Source organism: Litchfieldella xinjiangensis (assembly GCF_000759345.1).
Taxonomy (GTDB): Bacteria; Pseudomonadota; Gammaproteobacteria; order Pseudomonadales; family Halomonadaceae; genus Litchfieldella_A; species Litchfieldella_A xinjiangensis.
Map to the genome: position 1 here is coordinate 671,203 of NZ_JPZL01000001.1, position 25,149 is coordinate 696,351.

At 61.3% G+C, this 25,149-nt stretch carries 22 protein-coding genes; 10 read left to right on the forward strand and 12 right to left on the reverse strand.

The window, feature by feature from the left end; genetic code table 11:
* Window positions 1-134: 134 nt before the first annotated feature.
* On the forward strand, window positions 135-1,826 hold the full coding sequence (gene betA, locus JH15_RS03245; protein WP_043526943.1) for a choline dehydrogenase: 1,692 nt from the start codon (window positions 135-137) through the stop codon (window positions 1,824-1,826).
* Between the two features lie 159 nt (window positions 1,827-1,985).
* Complete coding sequence (locus JH15_RS03250; RefSeq protein WP_043526945.1) at window positions 1,986-4,436, forward strand: acyl-CoA dehydrogenase; 2,451 nt, start codon at window positions 1,986-1,988, stop codon at window positions 4,434-4,436.
* A gap of 79 nt (window positions 4,437-4,515) precedes the next feature.
* On the opposite strand, the gene JH15_RS03255 is transcribed toward JH15_RS03250, so the two are convergent.
* Complete coding sequence (locus JH15_RS03255; RefSeq protein ID WP_043526949.1) at window positions 4,516-6,399, reverse strand: SLC13 family permease; 1,884 nt, start codon at window positions 6,397-6,399, stop codon at window positions 4,516-4,518.
* Window positions 6,400-6,599: 200 nt separating this feature from the next.
* Here JH15_RS03255 and JH15_RS03260 point away from each other — a divergent pair, with 200 nt between their 5' ends.
* Entirely contained in the window at window positions 6,600-8,558 is a 1,959-nt protein-coding gene (locus JH15_RS03260; protein WP_043526952.1) for a ligand-gated channel protein, read from the forward strand.
* Between the two features lie 67 nt (window positions 8,559-8,625).
* On the opposite strand, the gene JH15_RS03265 is transcribed toward JH15_RS03260, so the two are convergent.
* Both JH15_RS03265 and JH15_RS03270 read right to left on the reverse strand, forming a co-directional pair.
* The gene (locus JH15_RS03265; protein ID WP_043526954.1) at window positions 8,626-9,189 is read right to left on the reverse strand and encodes a carboxymuconolactone decarboxylase family protein; all 564 of its coding nucleotides are present in this window, start codon (window positions 9,187-9,189) and stop codon (window positions 8,626-8,628) included.
* Between the two features lie 19 nt (window positions 9,190-9,208).
* Entirely contained in the window at window positions 9,209-10,540 is a 1,332-nt protein-coding gene (locus tag JH15_RS03270; RefSeq protein ID WP_043526956.1) for an aspartate aminotransferase family protein, read from the reverse strand.
* Window positions 10,541-10,671: 131 nt separating this feature from the next.
* On the opposite strand from JH15_RS03270, the gene JH15_RS03275 reads away from it, so the two are divergent.
* Window positions 10,672-11,568 carry a MurR/RpiR family transcriptional regulator gene (locus JH15_RS03275; RefSeq protein WP_043526959.1) on the forward strand — a complete coding sequence of 299 codons (897 nt, stop codon included), beginning with the start codon at window positions 10,672-10,674 and terminating at the stop codon, window positions 11,566-11,568.
* A gap of 51 nt (window positions 11,569-11,619) precedes the next feature.
* Here the strand turns inward: JH15_RS03275 and JH15_RS03280 are convergent, their stop codons facing one another.
* A complete protein-coding gene (locus JH15_RS03280; RefSeq protein WP_043526962.1) occupies window positions 11,620-12,597 on the reverse strand; it encodes an NADPH:quinone reductase in 978 nt (325 codons plus the stop codon).
* A gap of 83 nt (window positions 12,598-12,680) precedes the next feature.
* The gene (locus tag JH15_RS03285; protein ID WP_043526964.1) at window positions 12,681-13,250 is read right to left on the reverse strand and encodes a hypothetical protein; all 570 of its coding nucleotides are present in this window, start codon (window positions 13,248-13,250) and stop codon (window positions 12,681-12,683) included.
* Between the two features lie 147 nt (window positions 13,251-13,397).
* On the opposite strand from JH15_RS03285, the gene JH15_RS03290 reads away from it, so the two are divergent.
* The 6 genes from JH15_RS03290 to JH15_RS03315 all read left to right on the forward strand — a co-directional run bounded on the left by JH15_RS03290 (window position 13,398) and on the right by JH15_RS03315 (window position 18,895).
* The gene (locus JH15_RS03290) at window positions 13,398-13,895 is read left to right on the forward strand and encodes a CinA family protein (RefSeq protein WP_043526967.1); all 498 of its coding nucleotides are present in this window, start codon (window positions 13,398-13,400) and stop codon (window positions 13,893-13,895) included.
* A 32-nt stretch (window positions 13,896-13,927) separates the two neighbouring features.
* Complete coding sequence (gene nadE / locus JH15_RS03295) at window positions 13,928-14,761, forward strand: ammonia-dependent NAD(+) synthetase (RefSeq protein WP_043526969.1); 834 nt, start codon at window positions 13,928-13,930, stop codon at window positions 14,759-14,761.
* A gap of 156 nt (window positions 14,762-14,917) precedes the next feature.
* The gene (locus tag JH15_RS03300) at window positions 14,918-15,745 is read left to right on the forward strand and encodes a glycerophosphodiester phosphodiesterase family protein (RefSeq protein ID WP_052383871.1); all 828 of its coding nucleotides are present in this window, start codon (window positions 14,918-14,920) and stop codon (window positions 15,743-15,745) included.
* Window positions 15,746-15,847: 102 nt separating this feature from the next.
* Window positions 15,848-16,669: a motility protein A gene (locus JH15_RS03305; protein WP_043526972.1), complete on the forward strand. Its 822-nt coding sequence runs from the start codon at window positions 15,848-15,850 to the stop codon at window positions 16,667-16,669.
* Window positions 16,662-17,342: an OmpA/MotB family protein gene (locus tag JH15_RS03310; protein WP_043526974.1), complete on the forward strand. Its 681-nt coding sequence runs from the start codon at window positions 16,662-16,664 to the stop codon at window positions 17,340-17,342. The genes JH15_RS03305 and JH15_RS03310 overlap by 8 nt, the downstream gene beginning before the upstream one ends.
* Window positions 17,343-17,422: 80 nt before the next feature.
* Window positions 17,423-18,895, forward strand: coding sequence for an aldehyde dehydrogenase family protein (locus JH15_RS03315; RefSeq protein ID WP_043526977.1), 1,473 nt, complete (start codon window positions 17,423-17,425; stop codon window positions 18,893-18,895).
* Here JH15_RS03315 and JH15_RS03320 read toward each other — a convergent pair.
* From JH15_RS03320 to JH15_RS03350, 7 genes are all read right to left on the reverse strand, one after another.
* On the reverse strand, window positions 18,874-20,337 hold the full coding sequence (locus tag JH15_RS03320; protein WP_043528730.1) for a cobyric acid synthase: 1,464 nt from the start codon (window positions 20,335-20,337) through the stop codon (window positions 18,874-18,876). The two genes, JH15_RS03315 and JH15_RS03320, sit on opposite strands and share 22 nt — an antisense overlap.
* 11 nt (window positions 20,338-20,348) lie before the next feature.
* Window positions 20,349-20,960 (reverse strand): cob(I)yrinic acid a,c-diamide adenosyltransferase, encoded by a 612-nt coding sequence (gene cobO, locus JH15_RS03325; RefSeq protein ID WP_043526980.1) that lies wholly within the window; start codon window positions 20,958-20,960, stop codon window positions 20,349-20,351.
* 17 nt (window positions 20,961-20,977) lie between these two features.
* On the reverse strand, window positions 20,978-21,820 hold the full coding sequence (locus JH15_RS03330) for an MBL fold metallo-hydrolase (RefSeq protein ID WP_043526983.1): 843 nt from the start codon (window positions 21,818-21,820) through the stop codon (window positions 20,978-20,980).
* Between the two features lie 105 nt (window positions 21,821-21,925).
* Complete coding sequence (gene cobF, locus JH15_RS03335) at window positions 21,926-22,729, reverse strand: precorrin-6A synthase (deacetylating) (protein WP_043526985.1); 804 nt, start codon at window positions 22,727-22,729, stop codon at window positions 21,926-21,928.
* Entirely contained in the window at window positions 22,726-23,544 is an 819-nt protein-coding gene (cobM, locus tag JH15_RS03340; protein ID WP_043526987.1) for a precorrin-4 C(11)-methyltransferase, read from the reverse strand. Before cobM ends, cobF begins: the two co-directional genes overlap by 4 nt.
* A complete protein-coding gene (locus JH15_RS03345) occupies window positions 23,541-23,939 on the reverse strand; it encodes a cobalamin biosynthesis protein (RefSeq protein WP_231566361.1) in 399 nt (132 codons plus the stop codon). The genes cobM and JH15_RS03345 overlap by 4 nt, the downstream gene beginning before the upstream one ends.
* Complete coding sequence (locus tag JH15_RS03350) at window positions 23,936-25,147, reverse strand: bifunctional cobalt-precorrin-7 (C(5))-methyltransferase/cobalt-precorrin-6B (C(15))-methyltransferase (RefSeq protein ID WP_043528735.1); 1,212 nt, start codon at window positions 25,145-25,147, stop codon at window positions 23,936-23,938. The genes JH15_RS03345 and JH15_RS03350 overlap by 4 nt, the downstream gene beginning before the upstream one ends.
* Window positions 25,148-25,149: the final 2 nt, after the last annotated feature.

The window sequence follows — 25,149 nt, forward strand, 5'->3', positions numbered from 1 at the left end:
GGGAGGTAGGTAAGCGAAGCGTCATTTTCAGGGATGAAAATGCCGAGCGCCCACGGATGGGTTCATAGCGTCTTCGCGTCATACCTGCCGGTTCGCGCCCCGGATTCGACCTATCTCTGTTTCGGAGGGCTGAAATGTCCCAAGTTCGTGAATATGACTACATCATTATCGGTGCCGGCTCGGCGGGCAATGTGTTGGCCACGCGCCTGACCGAAGATGCCGACGTCAGCGTGCTGCTGCTCGAGGCCGGCGGGCCCGACTATCGTTTCGACTTCCGTACCCAGATGCCCGCCGCCCTCGCCTATCCGCTGCAAGGTAAGCGCTATAACTGGGCGTTCGAGACCGACCCCGAACCTTACATGAACGATCGCCGCATGGAATGTGGGCGAGGCAAGGGGCTGGGCGGCTCATCCCTCATCAATGGCATGTGCTACCTGCGCGGCAACGCGCTCGATTACGACAGCTGGGCCAAGCAGCCCGGGCTGGAAGATTGGAACTACCTCGAGTGCCTGCCCTACTTCAAGCGTGCCGAGACCCGGGACATTGGCCCCAATACCTACCATGGCGGTGAGGGTCCCGTCTCGGTGGCTACGCCCAAGGAGGGCAACAACGAACTTTACGGTGCGTTCATCCAGGCCGGGATCGAGGCAGGATATCCTGCAACCGAGGACGTCAACGGCTATCAGCAGGAGGGCTTCGGCCCGATGGACCGCACCACCACGCCGAATGGCCGCCGCGCCTCCACGGCGCGTGGCTATCTCGACGTGGCCAAGCGCCGTGACAACCTGACTATCGAGACTCACGCGGTCACCGACCGCATCCTGTTCGAAGGCAAGCGCGCCGTGGGCGTGGCTTATGCTCGCAAGGGGGCGGCCCAGGAAGTACGAGCGCGCCGTGAGGTGTTGCTGTGTGGCGGCGCCATCGCCTCGCCACAGATCCTGCTGCGCTCCGGGGTCGGCAACGCTGAACACCTCAAGGAGTACGACATTCCGGTCGTTCACGACTTGCCCGGTGTCGGAGAAAACCTCCAGGATCACCTGGAGATGTACATCCAGTACGAGTGCACCAAGCCGATCTCCTTTTATCCTGCACTCAAATGGTACAACCAGCCCAAGATCGGCGCCGAATGGCTGTTCTTCGGCACCGGTATCGGCTCGAGCAACCAGTTCGAGGCTGCCGGCTTCATCCGTACCAATGACGATGAGGCGTGGCCCAACCTGCAGTACCACTTCCTGCCGATCGCCATCAGCTACAACGGCAAGAGTGCCGTACAGGCCCATGGTTTCCAGGCCCACGTCGGCTCGATGCGTTCGATGAGCCGAGGCAGAATCCGCCTGACATCGAAGGACCCCAATGCCGCACCCAGCATCCTGTTCAACTACATGTCGGAACAGAAGGACTGGGAGGAGTTTCGAGACGCCATACGACTGACGCGAGAAATCATCGCTCAGCCGGCCATGGACCCCTACAGGGGCCGCGAGATATCGCCCGGGCCCAACGTGCAGACAGATGAGGAACTCGACGAATTCGTGCGTCAACACGCCGAGACTGCCTATCATCCCAGCGGCAGTTGCAAGATGGGCTATGACGACATGGCCGTGGTCGATGGCGCCGGTCGGGTACACGGCCTGGAGAACTTGCGTGTCATCGACGCCTCGATCATGCCGGTGATCACGACGGGAAATCTCAATGCCCCGACCATCATGATTGCCGAAAAAATGGCCGACAAGGTACGTGGCCGCGACCCACTGCCCAAGGCCGACGCGCCTTATTACGTGGCCGGCAACGCCCCGGCACGTAAGTCACCGGAACGTGGCACAAGCTGATCCCGATACTCCGTTGCCTCCTTCACCCCGCGCTGCGGGGTTTTTTCGTCGGGCGAGCCAGAATGAGACTTAGGTCGGCCGAGGATCGACTATGCTTGAATAATTCAAACGCTTGTTAGAGTATCGAGTCATCCTACACGCCGAGGGAGGTTCTGCTGCATGGTCCATCTGGTTCTCTTACTATTGACCGCCGTCGCACTGCTCTTCGTCATGCATCGGGAAGCGGGCGCAAAAGCGGTGCTGGGCGTCCTCGTGCTGATGGGTGTCTTCAGCCTGGTCGTCGAGGCGCAGGTGCTGGGTGTTCTCCTGCTGCTGGGCGCCGCTCTCGTCGCAGCGGGCGGCCTGCCCAAGCTACGTCAACGCTGGCTGTCGCCGCGCCTGTTTGCCACCTTCAAGAAGGTCGCCCCGCGCGTCTCGGATACCGAGCGCACCGCGCTGGAAGCTGGCACCGTTTCCTGGGATGGCGAGCTTTTTACGGGCAAGCCCGACTGGGATTCGCTACTGAGCTACCGCAACGATGGGCTGAACGAAGAGGAGCGCGCCTTCCTCGACAACCAGTGCTCGGTCGCGGCCGGGATGTGCAACGCCTGGGAAATCACGCGGGAACGGGCCGACCTGCCGCCCGAACTATGGAGCTACCTGAAGCAGGAAGGCTTCTTCGGCATGATTATACCCAAGGAGTACGGGGGGCTGGGGTTCTCGGCCAAGGCCCAGTCGGCCGTGCTTCAGAAGCTGTCAGTCAACGAGACGCTGATGGTTACCGTGGGGGTTCCCAACTCACTGGGTCCGGGCGAGCTGTTGCTCAAGTACGGTACCCAGGCGCAGAAGGATCATTATCTGCCACGCCTGGCCGACGGGCGTGAAATTCCCTGCTTCGGCTTGACGGGCCCGCGCGCCGGTAGCGACGCGACCTCATTGCCGGATATCGGTGTGGTCTGCAAGCGTACCATCGATGGCAAGGAGGTACTGGGACTCGACCTGACCTTCGAGAAGCGCTGGATCACCCTGGCGCCCATCGCCACCGTGGTCGGCCTGGCCTTTCGCATGTTCGACCCCGATCGATTGCTGGACGGCGACGAGGATCTCGGCATTACCTGCGCGCTGATTCCCCGTGAGACGGAAGGGCTGGAAATCGGTCGTCGCCACCACCCCATCGGCAGCCCGTTCATGAACGGGCCGATCAAGGGCGAGAACATCTTCGTGCCGCTGGATACCATCATCGGTGGGCCGGAAATGGCCGGCCAGGGTTGGCGCATGCTGGTCGAGTGCCTATCGGTGGGACGCTGCATTACGCTGCCTTCCGGCGCCACCGGTACCGCGCGCTATGCGCTGGGCTGGACCGGCGGGTTCGCCCGGTTGCGGCGTCAGTTCAATTTGCCGGTCGCGGAAATGGAAGGCGTACAGGAGCCCCTGGCGCGTATCGCGTCGCTGGCGTATATCGCTCAGGCGGCGGTATCCCAGACCGCCAACCTGGTCGATCATGGTGAGAAGCCATCCGTGCCCTCGGCCATCCTCAAGAGCCAGCTGACCGAATTCCAGCGCAGCCTGTTGGCCGATGCCATGGACATCCACGGTGGCAAGGCGGTCACCCTCGGACCGCGCAACTATATCGGTATCGGCTATAGCGCCAACCCGGTGGCGATCACCGTGGAAGGCGCCAATATCATGACTCGCAACCTGATGATCTTCGGTCAGGGAGCGATACGCTGCCATCCGCATGTGCTCGAGGAACTGGCCGCCAAGGACGCCAATGATCCAAAGGCCTTCGACAAGGCGCTGTTCTCGCACGTGCGCTTGATCTTCGGCAATGCCGCACGCGCCCTGCTGGGCGGCTTGCATCTGAGCACGGTGTCGACGCCCTTCGATGAGGTGGCGGGCCCCTACGCCGCTGACGTGTCCCGACTGTCCGCCGGGTTCAGTCTATGCGCGGATGCAGCCATGGCCAGCCTGGGCTCGTCCCTCAAGTCGCGGGAAATGATCTCGGCCCGCCTGGGCGATGTGCTCTCCAACCTCTACCTGGCCTCGATGGTCATCAAGCAGTGGCATGAATCAGACAAGGTCGAAGGCGAGGCGACGCTGCTGCATTACAGTTGCCGGACATTGCTCTATCGTGCGGAGCAGGCGTTCGTCGAGCTATTCGACAACTTGCCCAACCGGGCACTCGGCAAGCTCCTGTCTGCCTTGGTCATGCCCATGGGACGCCGCTGGCGCAAGCCGAGCGACATCCAGACACGCGAGATCGCTCAGAACGTGTCTCGCCATACGGCGTTGCGCAGCAAGCTGATCGCCGACACCTGGGATCGTCAGGATGAAGGTCAACGGGACAATCCCCTGGCGCAATACAATGCCCTGCTGAAAGATTATCCCCAGGCAGAGCCGATCTATCGCAAGGTCACCAAGGCCTATGCCAAGGGAGAACTGCCTAGCCAGGCGCTGCATCCCGAACAGCGCTTCGAAGCAGCGCTAAGCGTCGGGGTCATCACCGAAGACGAAGCGACGTTCATGCGCGAATTCGAGACAGGCGTGCTGGAGTTGCTGACCGTCGATGACTTTGCCTTCGATGCCTTCGCTCAGGATCGAGACAAGATCGTGTGGCATAACGCCTCCTGAACCGCATGCAGTGCAAACCATGAACCCCGGCTTCGGCCGGGGTTCATGCGTTGAGGCTTCGTACCGAAGGAGGACCTTGTCAGGAGGACAGCGGCCACACCCACAGGATCATGGGAATGGCCACGATCCATACCACCAACGACAGCGGTAACCCGAGTCTCCAGTAATCGCTGAAGCGATATCCTGCCGGCCCCATGACCAGCGTATTGGACTGGTGGCCGATCGGGGTCAGGAAGGCACACGAAGCGGATACGGCGACCACCATCAGGAAGGGATCGAGCGATAGATCGAAACCACGCGCCAGACTTGCGGCAATGGGCGCCATCAACAGCGCTGCCGCAGCGTTGTTGATGATATTTGAGAGCACCATCGACAGCAGGAACAAACCTGCCAACGTCACCACGGGCGGCCAATGCTCACCCAACTGCAGCAGCGCGTCGGCAATTAACGCCGCACCACCACTCGTCTCGAGCGTCTGGCCCACCGGGATCATCGCTCCAAGCAGGACGATCACGGGCCCATCGATCGCCTGATAGCCATCACGCATCGGTAGCACCCCCACCAGAAGCGATACCGCTGCCGCAGCCGTCAACGCAACCGCTGCCGGCAAGACATCGAAGAGCATCAGCAGGATAGCCGCCGAGAAGATGGCCAGCGAGACCAGCAACATGCGCGGTTGGCCCAAGGTCAGGTTACGGTTGGCCAGGGGCAGGCATCCCAGTGTGGCCAAGCTCTCGGAGAGCCCTCCCTCATCACCCTGCATGAGCAATACATCACCCGGCCGAAAGCGAATCTCGCGCAGGCGCTGACGCAACCGCTCGCCATCGCGTGCAACAGCGACCAAGTGCAAGCCATGCTGGTTGAGCAAGCGAAGCTGAACCACGGTCCGATTGATCATCATCGAGTCGTTGCGTACGACGGCCTCGACCAGCTGCAACCCCTCGGTGTCGACAGATCGGCTCGAATTGCTGTCGTCGTTCTCCCTTCGCCGGCTCGAAGCGCTCACCTCGTGCCTGTCGGCCTGTTCTCTCCGTGCGTCTTCCGGTGAGTCCTCTTCGCCCTCGTATTCCGAATCCCGATGGCTATTGAGACGCAGCCCCGCCTTGCTTTCGAGCTGTTTCATTTCCTCGGGGCCAGCCTCGACCAAGAGCACATCGCCTTCACGCAACCGGCCCATGAAGGCGTGCCCGGCATGACGTTTATCTTCTCGTACTACCGCAAGCACGGGAATATGTTCATCGATGGCTTTCTGCAGGTCCAGAAGCGACCAGCCCACCGCCTTGGCATCCTTGGTCACGCGGAGCTCACTCAGGTAGTGCGCCGTATCGAACAGCTCTTCAGCGGAGGCTTGGCCCTCTCTGCGAGGTGTCAAGCGCCAACCCAGCGTAACCAGAAACAGCAACCCAGCCATGGCGACCATCGCTCCAACCGGCGTAAACGAGAACAAGCCGAAGTTCTCACCGAGTTGGCTGCCCCGATAGCTAGCAATGATGATGTTGGGAGGGGTTCCAATCATCGTCAGCAGGCCGCCCAGCAAGGAACCGAACGCCAATGGCATCAGCAGCAGGGAAGGCGGACTGTCGTGCTTGCGAGCCATGCGTATCGCGACGGGCAACATCAATGCCAGGGCACCCACGTTATTCATGACCGCCGATAGAACGACGACGGTGCCGGTCAGCACCAGCAACTGAGGGAAAAGCCGGCTGCCCACCTTGAACGCCTGCTCCGCGATAACGTCGACCACGCCGGAACGCTCGAAGCCCTTGCTCAGGACCAGGACAGCCGCAACGGTGATGACTGCGGGATGACCAAAGCCCAGAAAGGCATCATCGGCGGGTACCAAACCAAGCATCACCGCGACCAGCAAGGAAATCAGTGCTACCAGGTCATACCGGAACCGCCCCCAGACGAAGGCGGCAAGCGTCGCTCCAAGCAACACGAAGACCCATGTGGCATCGGACATCCCTTCCCTCCCTGGCTCGGTATAGCGTGGTGTATCGGCTCACATGATGCGGCTTTGGGCGACGAGGCACAAAGCGTTGCACAAACATGAACGTGACGTTGCCGTATCCACCCTCCAGTCGGTATCGCTTTCGCAATAGAATGACTTCTGCAGATAATAATCACTAACATTTGAAACAAATGATCATTCAAAGGTGAATCATGGGACACCCTCAACGCTCCGCGCTTACCTGCGCCATCGGTATGGCCCTCGTCGCGTCCGTCGCCCAGGCACAACAAGACCAGCAGCTCAGCAATATCGTGGTAACCGCGTCGGGCTATGAACAACAGGCCAAGAATGCACCCGCCTCTATTAGTGTCATCAGCCGTGAGCAATTGGAGGAACGGTATTATCGCGACGTGACAGACGCCCTACGCGATGTGCCGGGTGTCATCGTGACCGGAGGCGGTGCTGGGGATAATGGCGCGGATATCAGTATTCGCGGCATGCCCTCCCAATACACATTGATCCTGGTGGACGGCAAGCCACAATCCACTCGTGAGAGCCGACCGAACGGCAGTGCTGGCTTCGAGCAGGATTGGCTCCCGCCCCTTCAAGCAATCGAGAGAATCGAAGTGATCCGAGGCCCCATGTCGACTCTATACGGCTCTGATGCCATCGGCGGGGTCATTAACGTGATCACACGGAAGGTGGCTACCGAGTGGCACGGAAGCGTGCAAGCCGACACGGTGATTCAAGAAGACAGCGCCTCGGGAAATAGCCAACAGACCAATTTTTATTTGAGTGGTCCGCTCCGGGCCGGCTTGCTGGGTATCGAACTATACGGTCAAGCCAGCACTCGCGACGAAGACAAGATCGTTAACGGCTACGAAGATAAGGACTTACGCAGCCTCACCGCTCGCTTGACGCTGACTCCGACCCAGAACCACGATTTTACGCTCGAAGGGAGTGCCACGGAACAAAGCCGCGACTCCTTGATGGGGCGTTCCGCACCGAGCGAGGGCTGCCGCGGGGGATGCACGGATTCGCATAACGAATTCACGCGGGAACATATTGCACTGACCCATACGGGACGGTGGGACGTGGGTACCAGCAAGACCTATGTCCAACGTGAGCAAAGTGAAAATAAAAAACGTGAGATGGAAATCACCAATACGATTTTCGATACTAATTTGGTGATGCCACTAGGCGCTCATATTGTCACTGTCGGCGGTCGCTACGAAGAAGAAAGCCTTGAAGACGCCACCTCGAATCAAATTTCTGATCGTACAAATGTCGAGTCTTCACAATACGCGTTGTATGCAGAAGATGAGTGGTTACTGACCCAAAACGTCTCGTTAACCGGCGGGCTCCGCCTGGACGATGCCGAAAACTATGGCAGTCACTTAAGCCCCCGCCTCTATAGCGTCTGGAATATGACGCCACAGTGGACACTCAAAGGAGGTATCTCAACGGGGTTCCGTTCGCCCAACTTACGCGAAACCACCGCAGACTGGGGGCAAATAAGTCGCGGAGGTGACGTTTACGGAAACCCTGATCTCGAACCGGAAACGTCACTTAATAAGGAGATCGGGCTTCTTTACACGGCAGCCAGTGGTTTCAATGCAGGCGTTACCCTCTTCCATAATGATTTCGAGGACAAGATAACGCGCGTAGCCTGCCCCATCTCGGTGTGTGACGCAGGCCCTAACCGATTCGGCAGCGACCCGACCTATCGAATCAATGTCGACGAAGCCGTCACCCAAGGGGCCGAACTGACCTTAGCTGCCCCGCTGACACGTGATCTCGACTTGTCAGCGAGTTATACATACACCGACTCCGAACAGAAAAGTGGTGAATACGAGGGCGAGCCATTGACTCAACTTCCCAAGCACCTCTTCACAGCTTCACTCAATTGGCAGGCCACTGAAACGCTCAGTCCTTGGGTCCGCCTGACTTACCGTGGCGAAGAGAGTCAGCCAACGACAGGGCCGTCTCAGAGCTCCCTTGTGGCTCCGTCGTATACCTTCGTTGACAGCGGGGTCGGATACCGGGTCAACGAGCGTGCCAAGATTAACCTAGGGGTATACAACCTCTTTGATGAATCCGTCACGTATGACGAATATGGCTTCGTAGAAGACGGGCGTCGCTATTGGCTCGGGCTTAATGTGGACTTCTGAACTTTTCTCGCTTACCGATCGTTTTGCCCGGCCAATGGCCGGGCATTTTCATGAAAGCCCAGGCCCTTCACGGCTCGGCAAACGGCAAGGCCGTGCCGGTATCGCGGCGCACCTCGAAAACATTGAGCGTCATCGCGACCAGGGCGTAATAGCCGAATATTCCCACCAATTCGACCACTCCCGGCTCCCCGAAGGTAGTCACCGCTTCTTCATAGAGGGCATCGTCGATACGTCGCTTAGTGTAGAGCGACGTGCCCAGGCGATAGATCAAGGCTTCGTCATCAAGAGCGAACACCGGCTCGTCTCCCCGGCGCAAGGCCTCGATGACGGTGTCAGAGATTCCTGCCTGCCGGGCGATAGGTTCATGGATCTGCCATTCGGCCTGGGATTGCCACCAGGCGGCAGTGAACAGAATGGCGAGTTCGCTCAGGCGTAATTCCAGACGAGTCTGGTAGCGGCAGAACGCGCCGAGCCGCTGCGCATGGTCGGCCAACGCCGGGCTGTGAATCCAGGCCAGGAACGGCCCATCGAGATTGCCTCGCGGACCGCTGAGTATCTCGCCCAGCACGCGCCGCTGGGCATCATTCATACGCGATTCGTCGAGTGGCGTCAGCCGGGAATCGATCTTCACTGGGTCGCTCCTGTCGATCTCATTGAAGGCTATCGAGCGCGCTATCCACCGCCCTTCCGAGCTTCTCGACCAGCTCGTCGAGATGGCTGTCATCAAGGATGAACGGCGGTGCGAGAAGAACGTGATCACCACGACGGCCATCCAGCGTGCCTCCCATGGGATAACACATCAGCCCTTCCGCCATGGCGGCTCTCTTGATCCGTGCATGAAGCTTCAGTTCGGGAGCGAACGGGCTCTTGTCGTCACGATCGGCCACGAACTCAAGCCCCTGGAACAGGCCACGGCCTCGAATGTCGCCAATATGAGGATGTCCGCCAAAACGTTGTACGAGGCGCCGTTCCAATCCGTCCCCCAACCAGCGCACTCGAGCCAGGAGGTCGCGTGACTCGATGGCCCGTTGTACGGCAAGAGCGGCGGCACAGGCGGTAGCGTGCCCGATATAGGTATGGCCATGCTGGAACAATCCCGAGCCTTCGGCAATGGCGTGGCGGATGCGCTCGCTGACCAGCGTGGCGCCGATCGGCTGGTACCCGGCACCTAGCCCCTTGGCGATCGTCACGAGGTCGGCGCTGATGCCCTCCTGCTCGGCCGCAAATAAGGTCCCTGTGCGTCCCATGCCGCACATCACCTCATCGAGGATCAACAACACGCCGTAGCGATCGCAGATCTCGCGTATGCGTTGGAAATACCCAGGCACCGGAGGCACCGCGCCAAGCGTTGCCCCGACGACCGGCTCGGCAACGAAGGCCATGACATTTTCCGCACCCAGTCGCACGATGTCGTTTTCGAGTTCCTGGGCCAAGCGCTCCCCCATTTGCTCGGGCGTCTCTCCCGTCTGCTGCTCTCGGTAGGCATAGCATGGGCTGACATGACTGACTTCGATCAATAGCGGCTCGAACTGTTGGCGGCGCCAGGCATTGCCACCGGTAGCCAATGCCCCCAGGGTGTTGCCGTGATAGCTCTGCCGCCGGGCGATGACATGCTTGCGCTGCGGCTGGCCAATCTCTATGAAATATTGGCGAGCAAGCTTGAGCGCCGCTTCCACGGCTTCCGAGCCCCCCGAGACGAAGTAGACCGATGCCAACCCCGCGGGGGCCTTATCGATCAGGAAGTCAGCCAAGTCCTCCATGGGCTCGTTCGTGAAAAACGACGTATGCGCATAAGCCAGCTTGCCTACCTGCTCGCGAATCGCCTCGACGACATCGGCATCGCTGTGCCCAAGGCACGAAACCGCTGCCCCGCCACTGGCATCAAGATAGCGTCGCCCATCAGCATCGATCAGGTAGGGCCCATCGCCTCGAACCGCGACGGGATAGAACTGGTTGAGATGGCGGTGAAACACATGGCTCATGAGAGGGCATCGTCGAGTTTGGATGAGTGATATGCAAACAATAGATGCAAATATAATTTGCGCAATTATTTTTGCCCTACCTCCCTCCTGCTATGCTTGCGCTTCTCGAAGCGACACCAAGGCCAATCGCCATGACCTCTTTTCCGCCTGATACGCTATCGGCGCTAGAGCAACTCCGCCGCGAGATCGACGCAGGTGAGTCGCCGCTCCGACTGGGGAGTCGCTCCCGACATGTCCTCGCCACGCTGATCGATTCACCTCAGCAGAGCGCCTTTGGGTCGATTAGCGAGCTGGCCGCACAGCTGGGGGTCAACGCCTCGACCTTGACCCGTCTGGCACAGCGCCTGGGATACGGCGGCTTCGGTGACTTGCAAGCCGTCTTTCGCCGCGAGCTGACCGAGGGCTCGCATTTCTATAGCGACCAGGCGTCTCGGATGCTGGCCGATAGCGATGAAACCGAGCGACTCGGCTGTCTGCCTCGCCTGGCCCGTCAGGAGAGTACCAACCTCGCAGGCTTACTGGAGCGCATCGATGCCGATACCTTCAATGCAACCGTGGGGCGCCTGGCCACGGCACACCGCGTTCGCATCCATGGCATGAGGCAGTTCCATTCTCTCGCATTATTCATGGCGTACGGACTGGGTATGCTGCGGGCCGACGTGGCACCGCTGGACTCCAGTCGGCAAGGCGTGGCCGATGCGCTGGCCCAACTCGATCGCGGCGACCTGTTGGTGGTCGCCAGCTGCTTTCCCTATACGCCGAGTGTGATTGCCACGGCCGAGATCGCCGTACGCCACGGTATCGACGTGATCGCTTTGACCGATACGGCAAGCTCGCCGCTGGCGAGACTCGCCTCGCACACGTTCCTGGTGCCTAATCAAAGCGTGTTCTTCAGCAACAGCATGTGTGCCTTCATGTTGCTTGCCGAGGGGATAGTGAGCGAGGTTGCCGCCCGGCTCGGGGACCGGGGCGTAACGGCACTCAAACACCGTGAACGGTTGATCGGCGAGCTGAACGCCTCGTTATAGAAAAGACAGAATGGCCGCCCGGAGGGCAGCCATGTCGCGGCGCGGGCAGGTTCAGGGGATAAGAATGGTCGAGCCGGTCGTCTTGCGCGAGGCCACGGCTTCTTGTGCCTTTCCGGCATCCTTCAAGTCGAAGCGCTGGCCGATATCCACGGCCACCTTGCCACTGCCCAGCATGTCGAACAGATCGGTGCACATCATCTCGAGACGCTCGCGGGAATCGGCATACCCGTTGAGACTCGGGCGTGTGACGAACAACGAGCCTTTCTGGTTGAGGATACCGATATTGACGTTCTCCACCGGGCCCGATGCGTTACCGAAGCTGACCATCAGTCCGCGTGGCTTGAGGCAATCCAGGGACGTTTCCCAAGTATCCTTGCCCACCGAATCGTAAACCACATCGCACATTTCGCCCTGGGTCAGCTCACGAATACGCTCGGCCACATTCTCGCGGCTATAGTCGATCGTGGCCCAGGCACCGTTGGCCTGGGCAATGTCGGCCTTCTCCTGCGAGCTTACCGTACCAATCAGCCTGACCCCCAGTACGCGGGCCCACTGGCAGGCAATCGAACCGACACCGCCAGCCGCAGCGTGAAACAGGATGGTTTCGCCGCCTTTTAACGGATAGGTTTGACGCAGCAGGTACTGCACCGTCAGGCCCTTGAGCATGCTGCCGGCTGCCGTTTCGATGTCGACGTTGTCGGGAAGCACCACTACCTTGGCCGCCGGCAAGGTATGTAATTCGGCGTAGGCACCCAGCGGCCCTTGGGCATAGGCGACACGATCACCTTTTTTCAAATGGGTCACGCCTTCACCGACCGCCTCGACCACGCCTGCGCCTTCGGTACCCAGCCCCGATGGCATCGAAGGTGCAGGATACAGGCCGGTGCGAAAGTAGATATCGATGAAATTGAGGCCGATAGCCTGGTTTCTGACCTGGACTTCATCGCGCCCCGGGGGCTGCGGCTCGACGTCTACATACTCTAGCACCTCGGGCCCACCGGTCTTGGCGAATTGAATGCGTTTGGCCATCACAAGCTCCTCGTTCGGTTCTGGATGGTCTCCATACAAGCTTCCCCCTGTTGCCAGGTCAAGCCTTGTAGTCGCAGGCCATCCTAGGCGAGCCGTGACGGGAAATTCGCCAATCCATCGACGAAGCGCTGTTTCTCATCGTCGAAGGTTTTCGCATCATGCTTGAAGCGGCGCAGCAGGGCTGACTCATCGAAGGCAAGCGTCTCACTCAGCTCGCGTACGCTGCTGGCCGGATGCTTGAGTCCCAAGCCAATCCGCTGCCCATCACGGCCGGCAAACCAGCGGGTAATCCCGCAGCCCAGGTAGAAGGACTCCTCTTCACGACTGTCCGCCTCCACACGAAGCGGCGCCTTGAATGCCAATTCACTGATCAAGCGGCGCTCGGCGTCCTTCTCCTCACCCAAAGCACAGCTATGAGTGAGTGTCATGCCTTCTCCGGCCGCGTCGAGAACCAGCAAGGCCAATGCGAGAGGCGTACCTTCACGATCGACCAGCGCCAACATGCGACCCGCCTCATGGACGAAGAGCTCACGCCGGGTTCCGGTAAACACCACCAGCGGCGTCAGCCCGGCTTGCTGGCCGTATACCTCGGCACAGAGCCGAGCCAGGCAGGCGTCACGCCTTTTTGCATCCTTTACATGCACCACATTCATCGTCGCCAACTCATCCACGCTTGTGTCTACACTGAGGGGAGGCCTCGTCATCGGACCTCACGAGGAGCGCAGGCTACCACATCCGCCTACACCCCAAGACGCTAGGCATCACTCATGCAAGCAAGAATGGAAGCAGAAGGAACCGCAATGGAAATGCTCGAACGGATCACCCAATACCTGCAGGACAGCAATCTCAACCTCGCAACGGCCGAATCCTGCACCGCAGGACTGATCGTCTCCGAACTCGCTCGGATCCCGGGGAGTGGCCAAAGCATCGACTGCGGTTTGGCCGTGTACTCTCCCGAATCCAAGAACCGCTACCTCAAGGTCAGCTTCGACACCATCGATACCCATGGGCTGACCAGTGAGCCGGTCGCCCGTGAAATGGCCATCGGCGCCTTGAACAACAACAATGCTGACGTGGCCTTGTCGAACACAGGTGTAGCCGGTCCCAACGGGGGCGATGATGACACGCCCATCGGCACGGTATGTTTTGCCTGGGCGTTTCGGCACAAGGACCATGAGCATCACTTCTGCGAGACACGGCGCTTCGACGGCGGCCGCAATGAGGTGCGTCTCGCTGCTGCCCATTACTCCCTGGAGCGCCTGCCCCATTACCATCAGCAAGTCCTCGACAGCGATTGATTACCGAGCTCAACGACAAGGAGCGAAACGTCATGGAGCCACTCTCCAATACCGAGGCCCAGCAGACCATTATTCGTGATCTGGAAGCCCAGACGCAGATCGATGCTCGCAAGGAAGTCGAGCGCCGCCGGGACTTCCTGGTTCGCCAGATGGAAACTTCAGGCCAGCACACCCTCGTTCTCGGCATCAGTGGTGGGGTCGATTCCACAGTGGCTGGAAAGCTGGCGCAGCTGGCGGTGGATCACGCCCGCGAGCGCGGGCTCGAAGCACGCTTCGTGGCGATGCGCCTGCCCTACCAGGAACAGAAGGACGAGCACGATGCGCAACGTGCATTGGAATTCATCGGTGCGGATGAATGCCTCACGGTGAATATCGCCAAGGCCAGCGATACCATGCTCGAAGCCCTGGAAAGCGGCGGGCTTCAGTTCAAGGACGCCTCCCATCGTGATTTCGTGATGGGTAACATCAAGGCACGCCAGCGGATGATCGCCCAGTATGCCGTCGCCGGGGCCCGGGGCGGGCTGGTCGTCGGTACCGATCAGGCCGCCGAAGCCTTGATGGGCTTCTTCACCAAGTATGGCGATGGCGCGTGCGACGTGGCCCCATTGACCGGACTCAGCAAGCGCCAGGTACGTGATCTTGGGCGTGAACTGGGCGCACCGAGCGAACTGGTCGACAAGGTGCCCACCGCCGATCTTGAATCGCTCACGCCGGGCAAGACCGATGAGGATGCCTTCGGCATCAGTTACGAAGAGATCGATGACTTCCTCGAAGGCAAGCCGGTCAGCGACAAGGTCTATAAGGTGATACTCACCGCGTACCGCAACACCCAGCACAAGCGCAACCTGCCGATCGCGCCCGACTGACCCCCCTTTTTCCGGGCCCATGCGGGCCCGGCTTCATGGCCTGCCATCACGCTGTCATGCAAAACCACGATGCTCTTGTGCGTGGGCATGCAGCGCGTCAGACTCAGCTGGAATGTGCCCCCTTTATCTTGTCTGTTGCGTATCGAGGCCAGTGTCATGAACGACGCCCTTACCCCGCCTGCTGAGCTTGTCAGTCCCGCCGATGCCCCCAAGGTCGTTCCCTTTACCGTCGCCCATCGAGGCCTCTCTGCTCATGCGCCGGAAAACACCCTCTCCGCCGTGAGAGCCGCTCACCAGGCCGGCTGCTCATGGGTCGAACTGGACGTGCAATTGCTAGGCGATGGCACCCCGGTGATTTGGCACGACAATGGGGTGCGCCGCTGCTCGGATAGCCGAGGCAAGCTGGCCAAGCTGGACCTCAAGCGGGCCCAGAGCCTCGATGTAGGCCGTTGGTTCAGCTCCGAATTCGCTGGGGAACGCATGGCCACACTCGAGGACATGCTACGTCTGATCAATGAACTCGACATGGGCCTCAATCTGGAACTCAAGGTCAATCGCGGGCGCGATGCTCAGGCGCTGGTCGCTGCAGCGTTGCCCATGACCCTTGCCGCTTTACCGTCCGAAAGGCTGGTGGTGTCCTCGTTCAGCCTTTCGGCCCTGGCCTCGGCGCGGGCGCATGAGCCCGACCCCGACCGTCTGCGCCTGGGGCTGCTGTTCGAGAAGATACCGCGCGACTGGCTGCAGGAAGCAAGGCGCTTCAAGGCCTATAGCCTGCACGTCGACTGGCGAAAGCTGAAGGAATCCCGGGCGCGTGAGGTCAAGGCCGCGGGTTATCGCCTGTTCTGCTATACCGCCAACGATCCGGTCGCCTTTTCGCGTCAATGGGACTGGGGTGTGGATGCCGTAATCAGCGACGACCCCACACTGTACGAACATCATTTACCCGGTGCTGTCCCGCCTCAGTCGGATGAGACGCCGACTTGATATAGATCAACGACGCCCTGATCCGGGTTCAAGTGTCGCCGTCACCCGCCGATAGCTTCCAGAGCATGCTAAATAACTGGTTACTACGGCAAGGAACCGTCCATGAACCCGTCAACGATCATCGGCATGCTGGCCAGCATCGCCCTGCTGGCCAGCGTACTGCTTTTCACTGCCGAGTCGCCGCAGAGTTTTCTCAACCTGCCAGGGCTCGCCATCGTCATTACCGGCACACTCGCCTCGACGTTCATCAGCTATCCGCTACGTGAAGTGGTGCGTGTAGTACGCCTGGTCGGCATCGTGTTCCGCCGGGAAAACACGTATGCCCGGGACGACATCAAGGAACTGGTCGACATGTCGCGACTATGGTTCAAGGGCGACGTGCGTGCCGTAGAGCAAGCGCTGGAGCAGGCCCGCAACCCGTTCCTGCGTACCGGCATCCAACTCGTCATCGCCAACACCAAGGAAAGCGAGATCATCGATCTGCTGCGCTGGCGTATCGCGCGGCTCAAGGCGCGTGAGCACGCCGAAGCCGCTATCTTTCGGACCATGGCGACCTATGCCCCGGCCTTCGGCATGATCGGCACGCTGGTCGGCCTGGTGAACATGCTCGAGGTCATGGATGCCGGTGACGTGGCGGTCATCGGCCCGCGCATGGCCGTCGCCCTGTTGACGACCTTCTACGGCATTCTCCTGGCCAATCTCGTGTTCAAGCCGATTGCCGTGAAGCTCGAACGTCGCACCGAGGAGCGCCTGATCGCTATGAACATGGTATTGGAAGGCATCTCGTTGATTACCAAGCGTCGCCTCCCTTCGTTCATCGAGGAAACGCTCAATTCGTTCATGGCCAACCACCAGGACGAGATTCGAGATACCGCACGCCCCGATCGAGGCGACACGCTCGACGAGGCAGGACAGAATGCTTGATCGTCACAGCAATGACAGCCTGCTGCCGGGCGCTAGCGATGGGGGTGAAGCCGACGAAAGCTGGCTGATGAGTTACCTCGACGTATTGACGCTACTCATCACCCTGTTCGTATTGCTTCTTTCGCTTGCGGGTAACGGCCTTTCCAGCAACGGGGAAGCCACGGCGGGTATCAGCGAAGGCGATCGGCAAGGTGGCAGCTCGACATCCGTGGCGCCGCGGGGCAGTGGCATCCTGCCCCGCGACACCGGACTCGCGCCCCGCTTTCGTGACCTGCGCCTGGAAGGGATCGACGTGGCCCAGGGCAAGGAAGGGGTCACCCTTCGGATCGCCGATCACCTGCTATTTCCCAGCGGTAGCGCCGACCTGACACGCCAAGGGCGCGAGGTGCTGGACGGACTGATCGTCCCATTGAATCAGTTCGAGGGTCGTATTTCGGTAGAAGGTCACTCCGACGACGTGCCGATCGCCACCGCCCGCTTCCCATCCAACTGGGAGCTTTCCAGTGCGCGGGCCATTGCCGTACTGCGCTTCTTGGCCGAAGTGGGCCTCGATGCCTCGCGCCTTCGCGCGATCGGCTACGCCGATACCTTGCCGCTGGAAGCCAATGCCACCCCGGAAGGCCGCTCCGCCAATCGCCGGGTCGAACTGGTATTGCATGAACCGACCCCCTGAGACCCGTTGACAGGTGATCAAACGCCAACCAGCCTTTTGCTACATTGCTAATGACGCATCCAGGCACAAGGAGAGGTGGTATGACGCCATACAAGGACTTTCATCGACAGTGGATCGCCGGTGAGTGGTGCGAAGGGCATAGCGGTACGTCACGGGCCAATAGCGATCCGTATACCGATGAGGTGCTGGTAGAGATTCCCCAGGCGAGCCTTGAAGATCTCGATGCCGCTTACCGTGCGGCTCAGGCGGCTCAGCCTGAATGGGAGGCCAAGCTCCCCAGCGAACGGAGTGCCGTTCTCGAACGTCTGGCCGGCATCGTCGAGGCGCGTAAGGACGATATAGTCGATTGGTTGATCCACGAATCGGGCAGTACGCGTCGCAAGGCCACGCTCGAGTGGGGACTGGTGCTGGGACTGATCAAGTATAACATCGGCACGACCTATGGCCTCCAAGGGAGCCTGCTCCCCGCGGACATCCCAGGGAAGGAAGGCCGCGCCTATCGCAAGCCGGTGGGTGTCGTGGGAATGATCAGCCCGTGGAACTGGCCCTTGCAGCTCACTGCACGCACGTTGATCCCGGCCCTGGCCCTGGGTAACGCCGTCGTGGTCAAACCGGCTAGCGACACGCCGGTTACCGGGGGCTTGCTGTTTGCCAAATTGCTGGAGGAAGCCGGCCTGTCCAAAGGACTGGTCAGCGTCGTGGTCGGTCGTGGCTCCGAGATCGGCGACGCCTTCGTCAGTCATCCCATTCCGCGGGTGATGTCGTTTACCGGGTCGACGCCGGTTGGCCGCGGGATCGCCCGGCAAGCTGCCGATGCTGAAATCATCAAGCATGTCGATCTGGAGCTGGGCGGCAACGGCCCCTTCGTCGTGCTCGGCGATGCCGATGTCGATCGCGCGGTAGACGCCGCCATTTTTGGCAAATTCCTGCATCAGGGCCAGATCTGCATGGCCATCAACCGCATCATCGTCGAGGACTCGCTGCACGATGCCTTCGTCGAACGATTTGTCGCTCGCGCCGAGCGCCTGGCCGTCGGCGATCCTCGACAGGAAGAAACCATCATCGGCCCGATCATCAACGACAAGCAGCTCGACACGCTGAAACGCAAGATCGCCGATGCACAGGCCGAGGGTGCACACATGCAGGTTGGGGGTGAAGCGCAGGGCCGTGTGTTGCCGCCGCATGTATTCACCGGTGTCGACCAATCGATGAGCCTGGCGCGCGAGGAGATTTTTGGACCGATCGCCCCAATCCTGCGCGCTCGCGATGCCGACGATGCGATTCACATGGCCAACGACACGGAGTATGGCCTCTCGGCTGCCTTGTTCACCGGCGATGTCGAACGAGGGGTACAGCTGGCCCGACGCATCGAAGCGGGGATGGTGCATGTCAACGACCAGCCGGTCAATGATCTGCCAAACAACCCGTTCGGAGGCGAAAAGAACTCTGGATTGGGCCGCTTCAATGGAGACTGGAGCGTGGCCGCTTTCACTACGGATCAGTGGGTCAGTGTGCAGCACCAGCCGCGAAGCTACCCCACCGACGAAGCGTAGGGAGGCAGCTCGAGCAACTCATCGATGGCTGACATGTCGAGATGCGCCTCGAGCATGTCGGCCAAGCGATCGAGTTCACGCTCGCGGTGCTCGGCATAGTTCACCGCAGACGCCGAGGCCGTCAGCCCGAAGCGGGCCAGCAAGGCCTGGCACGCTTCGGGCCGGTCGAAAATACCATGCAGATAACTCCCCATGACCTGGCCGTCGTCGCTCACCGCCCCATCGATATGCTCAGCCAGCTCGAGCAGTGGCTTATCCAATGCAGGACCCTCGCTCACACCGTTATGGATCTCGTAGCCACTGACCTCTGCCCCCTCGGGTAGCAGCCGGCCCTCCACGTTGCGGAGCTGCTTGCCGGCCACCATGCACGTCTTAAAGGCCAGCAATCCCAGACCCGGGGTAGAACCCGGCTCACTCTCGAGGCCCTCGGGATCATGAATCGCCTGCCCCAACATCTGGAACCCACCGCAAATTCCAAACAGATGTCCGCCATAGCGCAAGTGATGCTGAATATGGTCCTCCCAGCCGTGGGCGCGCAGCCAGGCAAGATCGCTGCGTGTGCTCTTGCTGCCGGGCAGGATGATGAGATCGGCCGGGGGAATCCTCTCGCCGGGCCCCACGAAGGTCAGCCGAACATCGGGATGCAGACGTAGCGGATCGAAGTCGTTGTGGTTGCTGATACGCGGCAGGGCCGGGACGACGATCTCCAGGCGCGGTGCTGCAACGCTGTGGCCTGCAAGGCCCACGCTATCTTCGGCATCGAGCAACAAGCCCTGAAGGTACGGCAGGGTCCCCAAAACCGGCTTGCCCGTCCGTTCGGTAAGCCAATCGAGTCCTGGCGCAAGCAGCGCGGTATCACCACGAAAGCGATTGATCACGAAGCCCCGCGTACGGGCACGCTCGGATGACGAGAGCAGCTCGAGCGTGCCCACCAACTGTGCGAATACGCCGCCCCGGTCGATATCCCCCACCAGAACGACCGGGCAATCGACCATCTCGGCAAAGCCCATGTTGGCAATATCGGCCTCGCGCAGGTTGATCTCCGCCGGGCTCCCCGCCCCTTCGGCAATGATCACGTCGAACCGCGCCGAGAGCGCTTCCCAGGCGGCCAGTACGCTCCGGCGGGCCTCGCCCTTGAAGGCGTGATAATCGACGGCATCCATGTTGCCGAAGACCTGGCCTCGCAGGATGACCTGCGCACCGCGGTCGCTCTGGGGCTTGAGCAATACCGGGTTCATGTCGCTATGCGCGGGAACACCGCAGGCCAGGGCCTGGAGTGCCGTGGAGCGCCCAATCTCCCCGCCATTCTGAGTAACTGCACTATTGAGCGCCATGTTCTGGGGTTTGAAGGGCGCCACCGAAATGCCCCGCCGCGCCAAGGAACGGCACAGCGCCGCCACCACGGTGCTCTTGCCCGCATCCGAGGTCGTGCCCTGGATCATCAGGGTTCGGCTCAAAGCTCGATCCCTTTCTGGGCCTTGATCCCTTGATCCTTGAAGGCATGCTTGACGATGCCCATCTCGGTGACGGTATCGGCCAGGTCGATCATGGCCTGTGGCGCGTAGCGCCCGGTCACCACCACATGCTGCATTTCGGGGCGCGCTTCCAGGTCATCGAGGACCAGGTCGATATCGAGGTATTCGTGGCGCAAGGCAATATTCAGTTCATCGAGCAGCACCACGGCATAGCGCTCATCGCCAAGCATACGCCTCGCCTCGGCCCAGGCCGCTTGTGCCGCGCGGACGTCACGTTCGCGATCCTGCGTATCCCAGGTAAACCCTTCGCCCATGATGTGATAGTCGACATTGGGCAAGCCACGAAAGAAGGCTTCCTCCCCCGTCTCTCGGCGTCCCTTGATGAACTGAACGACACCGACCTGCATACCATGGCCCAAGGCCCTCGCGAGCATGCCAAAGCCAGAGCTACTCTTCCCCTTGCCGGGCCCGGTAAGCACCAGCAACACGCCCTGGTCTTTCTGGGCGCGAGCCATGCGCGCCTGCACGACGCGCTGCTTGCGCGCCATGCGTTGTGCATGGCGCTGGGGGTCCTTGGCATTCTCACGCATTCATCGACTCCTCGAGTTCAATTTTGGACACTCTTGCCATGCGATGGCCGGGCAACCTGGTCGAAGTGAGCGGCCAGCTCATCCAGATCGCGACGCAACGCATCGCCTTTCATGGGAATGCCGTGGCCGGTCATGGCAACATGGGGCGACAGGGCCGCCAAGCGCTTGACGGAATCGCGCGCCGCGTCCCAGTCAGGGGTGAAATAGGGCGGCGGGCCACTGAGCTCCTGGCGCTGGGTCAGCACGGCATAAAGTTCGTCCTGATGCACCGTCACGAAGGCATCGCCCACGATCAAGGCACGATCCGCCTCTCTGAAGAACGAGACATGACCGGCACTATGGCCTGGCGTATGCAACCATTGCCATCCCGGCATGTATGGAACACTGCCATCGCTGGGCAGGGCCTGAACCCGTTCGCCCAGGTCCACCGGCTCGGTGGGAAAGAAACGCGCCATCTTGGCAACCATGCCACCTTCCACATCCGTATCGGGATAGGGGTAGTGCTCCTTGCCGGTCAGATAGGGAAGCTCCAGCGCCTGGGCATAGACCGGGACGTCCCAATGCTCGGCAAGCTCGACCACTGAGCCGACATGATCGAAGTGGCCGTGGGTCAGCACGATGGCCTTGGGACGCGCGCCTTTACCGAAACGGGCCTCCGCCGCCTGCATAATCATGTTCCGTTCGTTGGGCATGCCCGCATCGACGAGCACCCAGTCCTCGTTACGCTCGGGGTCACCGACGAGATATACATTGACGATCTTGACGGTCAGACCGGCCACGTCGGGCAGGATGTCGTATACCGTGCCGCTCTTGACCGATGTCATGGGCAGGTGCGATTTGCTTAGCGGATTGTCGCTCATGATGTCTCTCTCCCTGGGGTAGACGTCCATGGATCGAGCAAGGCACATCCTGCCTTGCTCCCACAGAGTCTAGTCACCCCCGGCGGCGCCCCACGTTTCATCATGTTACCGCACGACCTCGGGCTCGCTCGCCTGGTGTGGCGCCCGAGCCAGCAGGTACACATCCATGATCCAGCCATGCTGCTCGCGCAGGGCCGCGCGCCGCTCGATGATCGTTGTCGCAACATCCATCAGCCAGCCATCAAGCAGACTCTGTTGGTTCATGCCCAGGTAAGCCCCCCACCAGATATAGATATTCTCTGGCGGCAACGCTTCGAAGGCGCCACCACTATCGAGCATGACCGCAACGCGTTCGGCATCGCCGGGCCAGCCACGCTCACGCAGTCGCCGCCCGGTAGTGATCAGCACAGGTTCGGCCAGTGCATTGAGCGGGATACGATGCTCGGCCGTAAGCACCTGCAAACTCGTGATTCCCGGTATAACCTCGACGTCGACCCCCTGCCCGCCGCAGCTGCCCGAACCCGCCGCGAGGCGCTCGGCAATGCGCAGGCTGCTGTCGTATAGCGAAGGATCTCCCCAGATCAGCATGCCGACACGCCCACCCTGCGGCAGATGGGTGGCCATGAGTTCAGCCCACACAGCCGCGATGGCTGCGTGCCAGCCGCCCACCGCGTCCAGGTAATCGGCGCGACCATCACGTTGGGGTAAATCGAACTCCACGACATGGGTGCGGGAGCCGGGCTCAAGAAGATCGCGGCACAACAGTCGGCGCAGGTCGACCAGGTCAGACTTGGCCTCGCCCTTGCGCGGCAGCAAAACGAGATCCGCCGCATTGAGGGCTCGCACGGCCGCCAGCGTGACGTGCTCGGGATTGCCCGTTCCGATGCCGATCAACGAGAGGTGTATCATGCCTTTTCGTCTCCCTCGCGCTCCTCCCGACCCGGGGCGGTGCCGGCGAAAGGGGAATCCGCCGATTGCGGCCGAAAGCGTCGGTCGTAGCCGAGCGCATAGAGGCAGCTATCGTCGAACGTCTCACTGGCCAGCACTGGGCCCACCACAATCAGCGCCGTGCGCTGAAGGCTATCATCGACACGCGAGGCCACTGTCGACAGTCGTCCACGAACCACCCGCTCATCGGGCCAGCTGGCCCGCCAGACAATGGCCACCGGACAATCGCCGCCGTAATACGGGATCAACTCTTCGACGACTCGCTCCAGATGATGGATCGAGAGGTGAATCGCCAAGGTGGCCCCGGTGCGGGCAAAGTTCGCCAGGGTCTCGCCATCCGGCATGGCGCTGGCCCGTCCTGGCGTACGCGTCAGCACCACCGATTGCGCGACCCCCGGCAGGGTCAGTTCCTGTGCCAAGGTGGCAGCCACGGCAGCAAAAGAAGGGACCCCCGGGGTAACGGCATAGGGAATGTTCAGCGCGCGTAGTCGGCGCAGCTGCTCACCCATGGCGGACCATACCGAGAGATCCCCGGAATGCAGCCGAGCGACATCCTGCCCCGCCGCATTGGCCCTGCGCATCTCGTCGATGATCTCATCCAGTGACAGGGGCGCGGTATTGATGATGCGTGCATTGGTCGGACAATATTCGAGCAGTGCTTCGGGTACCAGCGACCCGGCATAAAGGCACACGGGGCAGGCAGCGATGAGATCACGACCTCGTAGGGTCAGGAGATCCGGCGCGCCGGGACCGGCACCGATGAAATGTATCGTCATGCACACTCTCCTTTCAGGCACCCTTTCGCCATTGCCGCGGTGGCCGATCGGTCAGCAGATATCAGCCTCGGACCCAGCAGGTTCGCTTCGTTGCCAGCGCCCAACAGGGCGGTAGCCTCGGCCACACTTCCCGTGCCCCGGGCCTGCACGCTATACGGGGAAGCAGTTATCGTGACGACCGAGGGCAGCGCCTCATCATCCACGGCAATGACCGTGATGTTTCGTTTGCAGCCGAGTTCATGTACCAGGGGCCACAGCGACCGAGGCGCGGCCAGCCGGTCGGCTCGGCCATAGAGGGATTCAACTTGCGATAATACCTCTGTCAGCGAGGCCAGCGTCGCCGCTTGCCGATAACCGAAACCGACCACGGCGATCGATGCGAGGCTCGCTTTCACAGCGTCACCCGCCACTGAACGATGGGGTAACTCCCCTTCCACCCTCGCCGCGTGCCGATCGCTGCAGCGTGGGAAAGCTCAAGCCGCACAAGCTCGCCACCGGCCCGCTGATGCCACTCCGCCAGTAGCGCCTCGGACTCCAGCGTCACCGCGTTGGTCACCAGGCGTACCCCGGCAGGCAGCTGAGACCATAGGGCCTCCAGCAGGGGCGCCGATAGGCCGCCGCCAACGAATACCGCATCCGGCAGTGGCCGCTCGACCAGCGCGTCGGGGGCACGCCCCTCGACGACCTCGAGCCAGTCGACGCCCAGCATGCCGGCATTGTGCCGTGCCCGCGCAGCCCGTTCGGCGACAGACTCGAATGCCACTGCGCGATTCTCGGGATGCGCCAACAGCCACTCGATGGCGATCGAGCCCGATCCGGTTCCGATGTCCCAAAGCCATTCGCCGGCTGCCGGGGCCAGGGCGGCCAAGGTCATGGCACGCACGGCCTGCTTGGTGATCTGCCCATCGTGGTCGAAAAGCGTATCCGGCAAACCAGGCGTCAGCGGCAGGGCGGGCCCCTTCCCAGCCACTTCGATCCCCACGGCGACAGGGTGCGCTATGTCGCCAGGCAGTGTCTCGTCGGCTTGCATGTGGCGGATGCGCTCTGCATCGCCACCCAGCGCCTCGAGCAGAGTCAGCCGTGAGGCACCAAAACCGAAGCGTACCAGCCAACCGGCCAGCTCGGTCACGGCCTCGCCATCTCTCACCAGCACCAGCAACCGCCGATCGCGCTGCAGATGGGGCCGGATACGTGTCAGCGGCTTGGCATGCAGGCCAAGGCAAGTACAGCCCTCCAAGGGCCAACCCAGGCGTGCCGCTGCCAGGCTGAACGTGGATGGCGAGGCCAGGGCGCGCCATTCGCCGGGGGACAGGTACCGCACGAGGCTGCCTCCCGCCCCGAACCAGAACGGATCGCCGGACACCAGCATCACCACACGCCGGCCACGCTCGGCCAACAAGCGGGGAATCCCATCGGCAAACGGCACCGGCCATTCACGAATCTCTGCGTCCAGCGAGGGCAACAGGCGCAGATGACGACGAGCGCCGAAGATCACCTCCGCTGCGTCAAGCGCCTGTCGACTTGCCGCCGTGAGTCCCTGTGTGCCACCCTCGCCCCAGCCAAGCAGCGTCAGCCAGGGAGCGTCGTCGACGTCAGCCACCATGA

Excerpts from the sequence above, each read along its gene's own strand:
- nadE (WP_043526969.1), top strand. The coding sequence starts at position 13,928 with ATGGAGCCACTCTCCAATACCGAGGCCCAGCAGACCATTATTCGTGAT.
- JH15_RS03270 (WP_043526956.1), bottom strand. The coding sequence starts at position 10,540 with ATGAGCCATGTGTTTCACCGCCATCTCAACCAGTTCTATCCCGTCGCG.
- JH15_RS03300 (WP_052383871.1), top strand. The coding sequence starts at position 14,918 with ATGAACGACGCCCTTACCCCGCCTGCTGAGCTTGTCAGTCCCGCCGAT.
- cobM (WP_043526987.1), bottom strand. The coding sequence starts at position 23,544 with ATGACGATACATTTCATCGGTGCCGGTCCCGGCGCGCCGGATCTCCTG.
- JH15_RS03330 (WP_043526983.1), bottom strand. The coding sequence starts at position 21,820 with ATGAGCGACAATCCGCTAAGCAAATCGCACCTGCCCATGACATCGGTC.
- JH15_RS03350 (WP_043528735.1), bottom strand. The coding sequence starts at position 25,147 with ATGGTGGCTGACGTCGACGACGCTCCCTGGCTGACGCTGCTTGGCTGG.
- JH15_RS03290 (WP_043526967.1), top strand. The coding sequence starts at position 13,398 with ATGGAAATGCTCGAACGGATCACCCAATACCTGCAGGACAGCAATCTC.
- JH15_RS03275 (WP_043526959.1), top strand. The coding sequence starts at position 10,672 with ATGACCTCTTTTCCGCCTGATACGCTATCGGCGCTAGAGCAACTCCGC.
- cobF (WP_043526985.1), bottom strand. The coding sequence starts at position 22,729 with ATGATACACCTCTCGTTGATCGGCATCGGAACGGGCAATCCCGAGCAC.
- JH15_RS03305 (WP_043526972.1), top strand. The coding sequence starts at position 15,848 with ATGAACCCGTCAACGATCATCGGCATGCTGGCCAGCATCGCCCTGCTG.
- JH15_RS03285 (WP_043526964.1), bottom strand. The coding sequence starts at position 13,250 with ATGAATGTGGTGCATGTAAAGGATGCAAAAAGGCGTGACGCCTGCCTG.
- JH15_RS03250 (WP_043526945.1), top strand. The coding sequence starts at position 1,986 with ATGGTCCATCTGGTTCTCTTACTATTGACCGCCGTCGCACTGCTCTTC.
- JH15_RS03280 (WP_043526962.1), bottom strand. The coding sequence starts at position 12,597 with ATGGCCAAACGCATTCAATTCGCCAAGACCGGTGGGCCCGAGGTGCTA.
- JH15_RS03310 (WP_043526974.1), top strand. The coding sequence starts at position 16,662 with ATGCTTGATCGTCACAGCAATGACAGCCTGCTGCCGGGCGCTAGCGAT.
- cobO (WP_043526980.1), bottom strand. The coding sequence starts at position 20,960 with ATGCGTGAGAATGCCAAGGACCCCCAGCGCCATGCACAACGCATGGCG.
- JH15_RS03315 (WP_043526977.1), top strand. The coding sequence starts at position 17,423 with ATGACGCCATACAAGGACTTTCATCGACAGTGGATCGCCGGTGAGTGG.
- betA (WP_043526943.1), top strand. The coding sequence starts at position 135 with ATGTCCCAAGTTCGTGAATATGACTACATCATTATCGGTGCCGGCTCG.
- JH15_RS03320 (WP_043528730.1), bottom strand. The coding sequence starts at position 20,337 with ATGATCCAGGGCACGACCTCGGATGCGGGCAAGAGCACCGTGGTGGCG.
- JH15_RS03260 (WP_043526952.1), top strand. The coding sequence starts at position 6,600 with ATGGGACACCCTCAACGCTCCGCGCTTACCTGCGCCATCGGTATGGCC.
- JH15_RS03255 (WP_043526949.1), bottom strand. The coding sequence starts at position 6,399 with ATGTCCGATGCCACATGGGTCTTCGTGTTGCTTGGAGCGACGCTTGCC.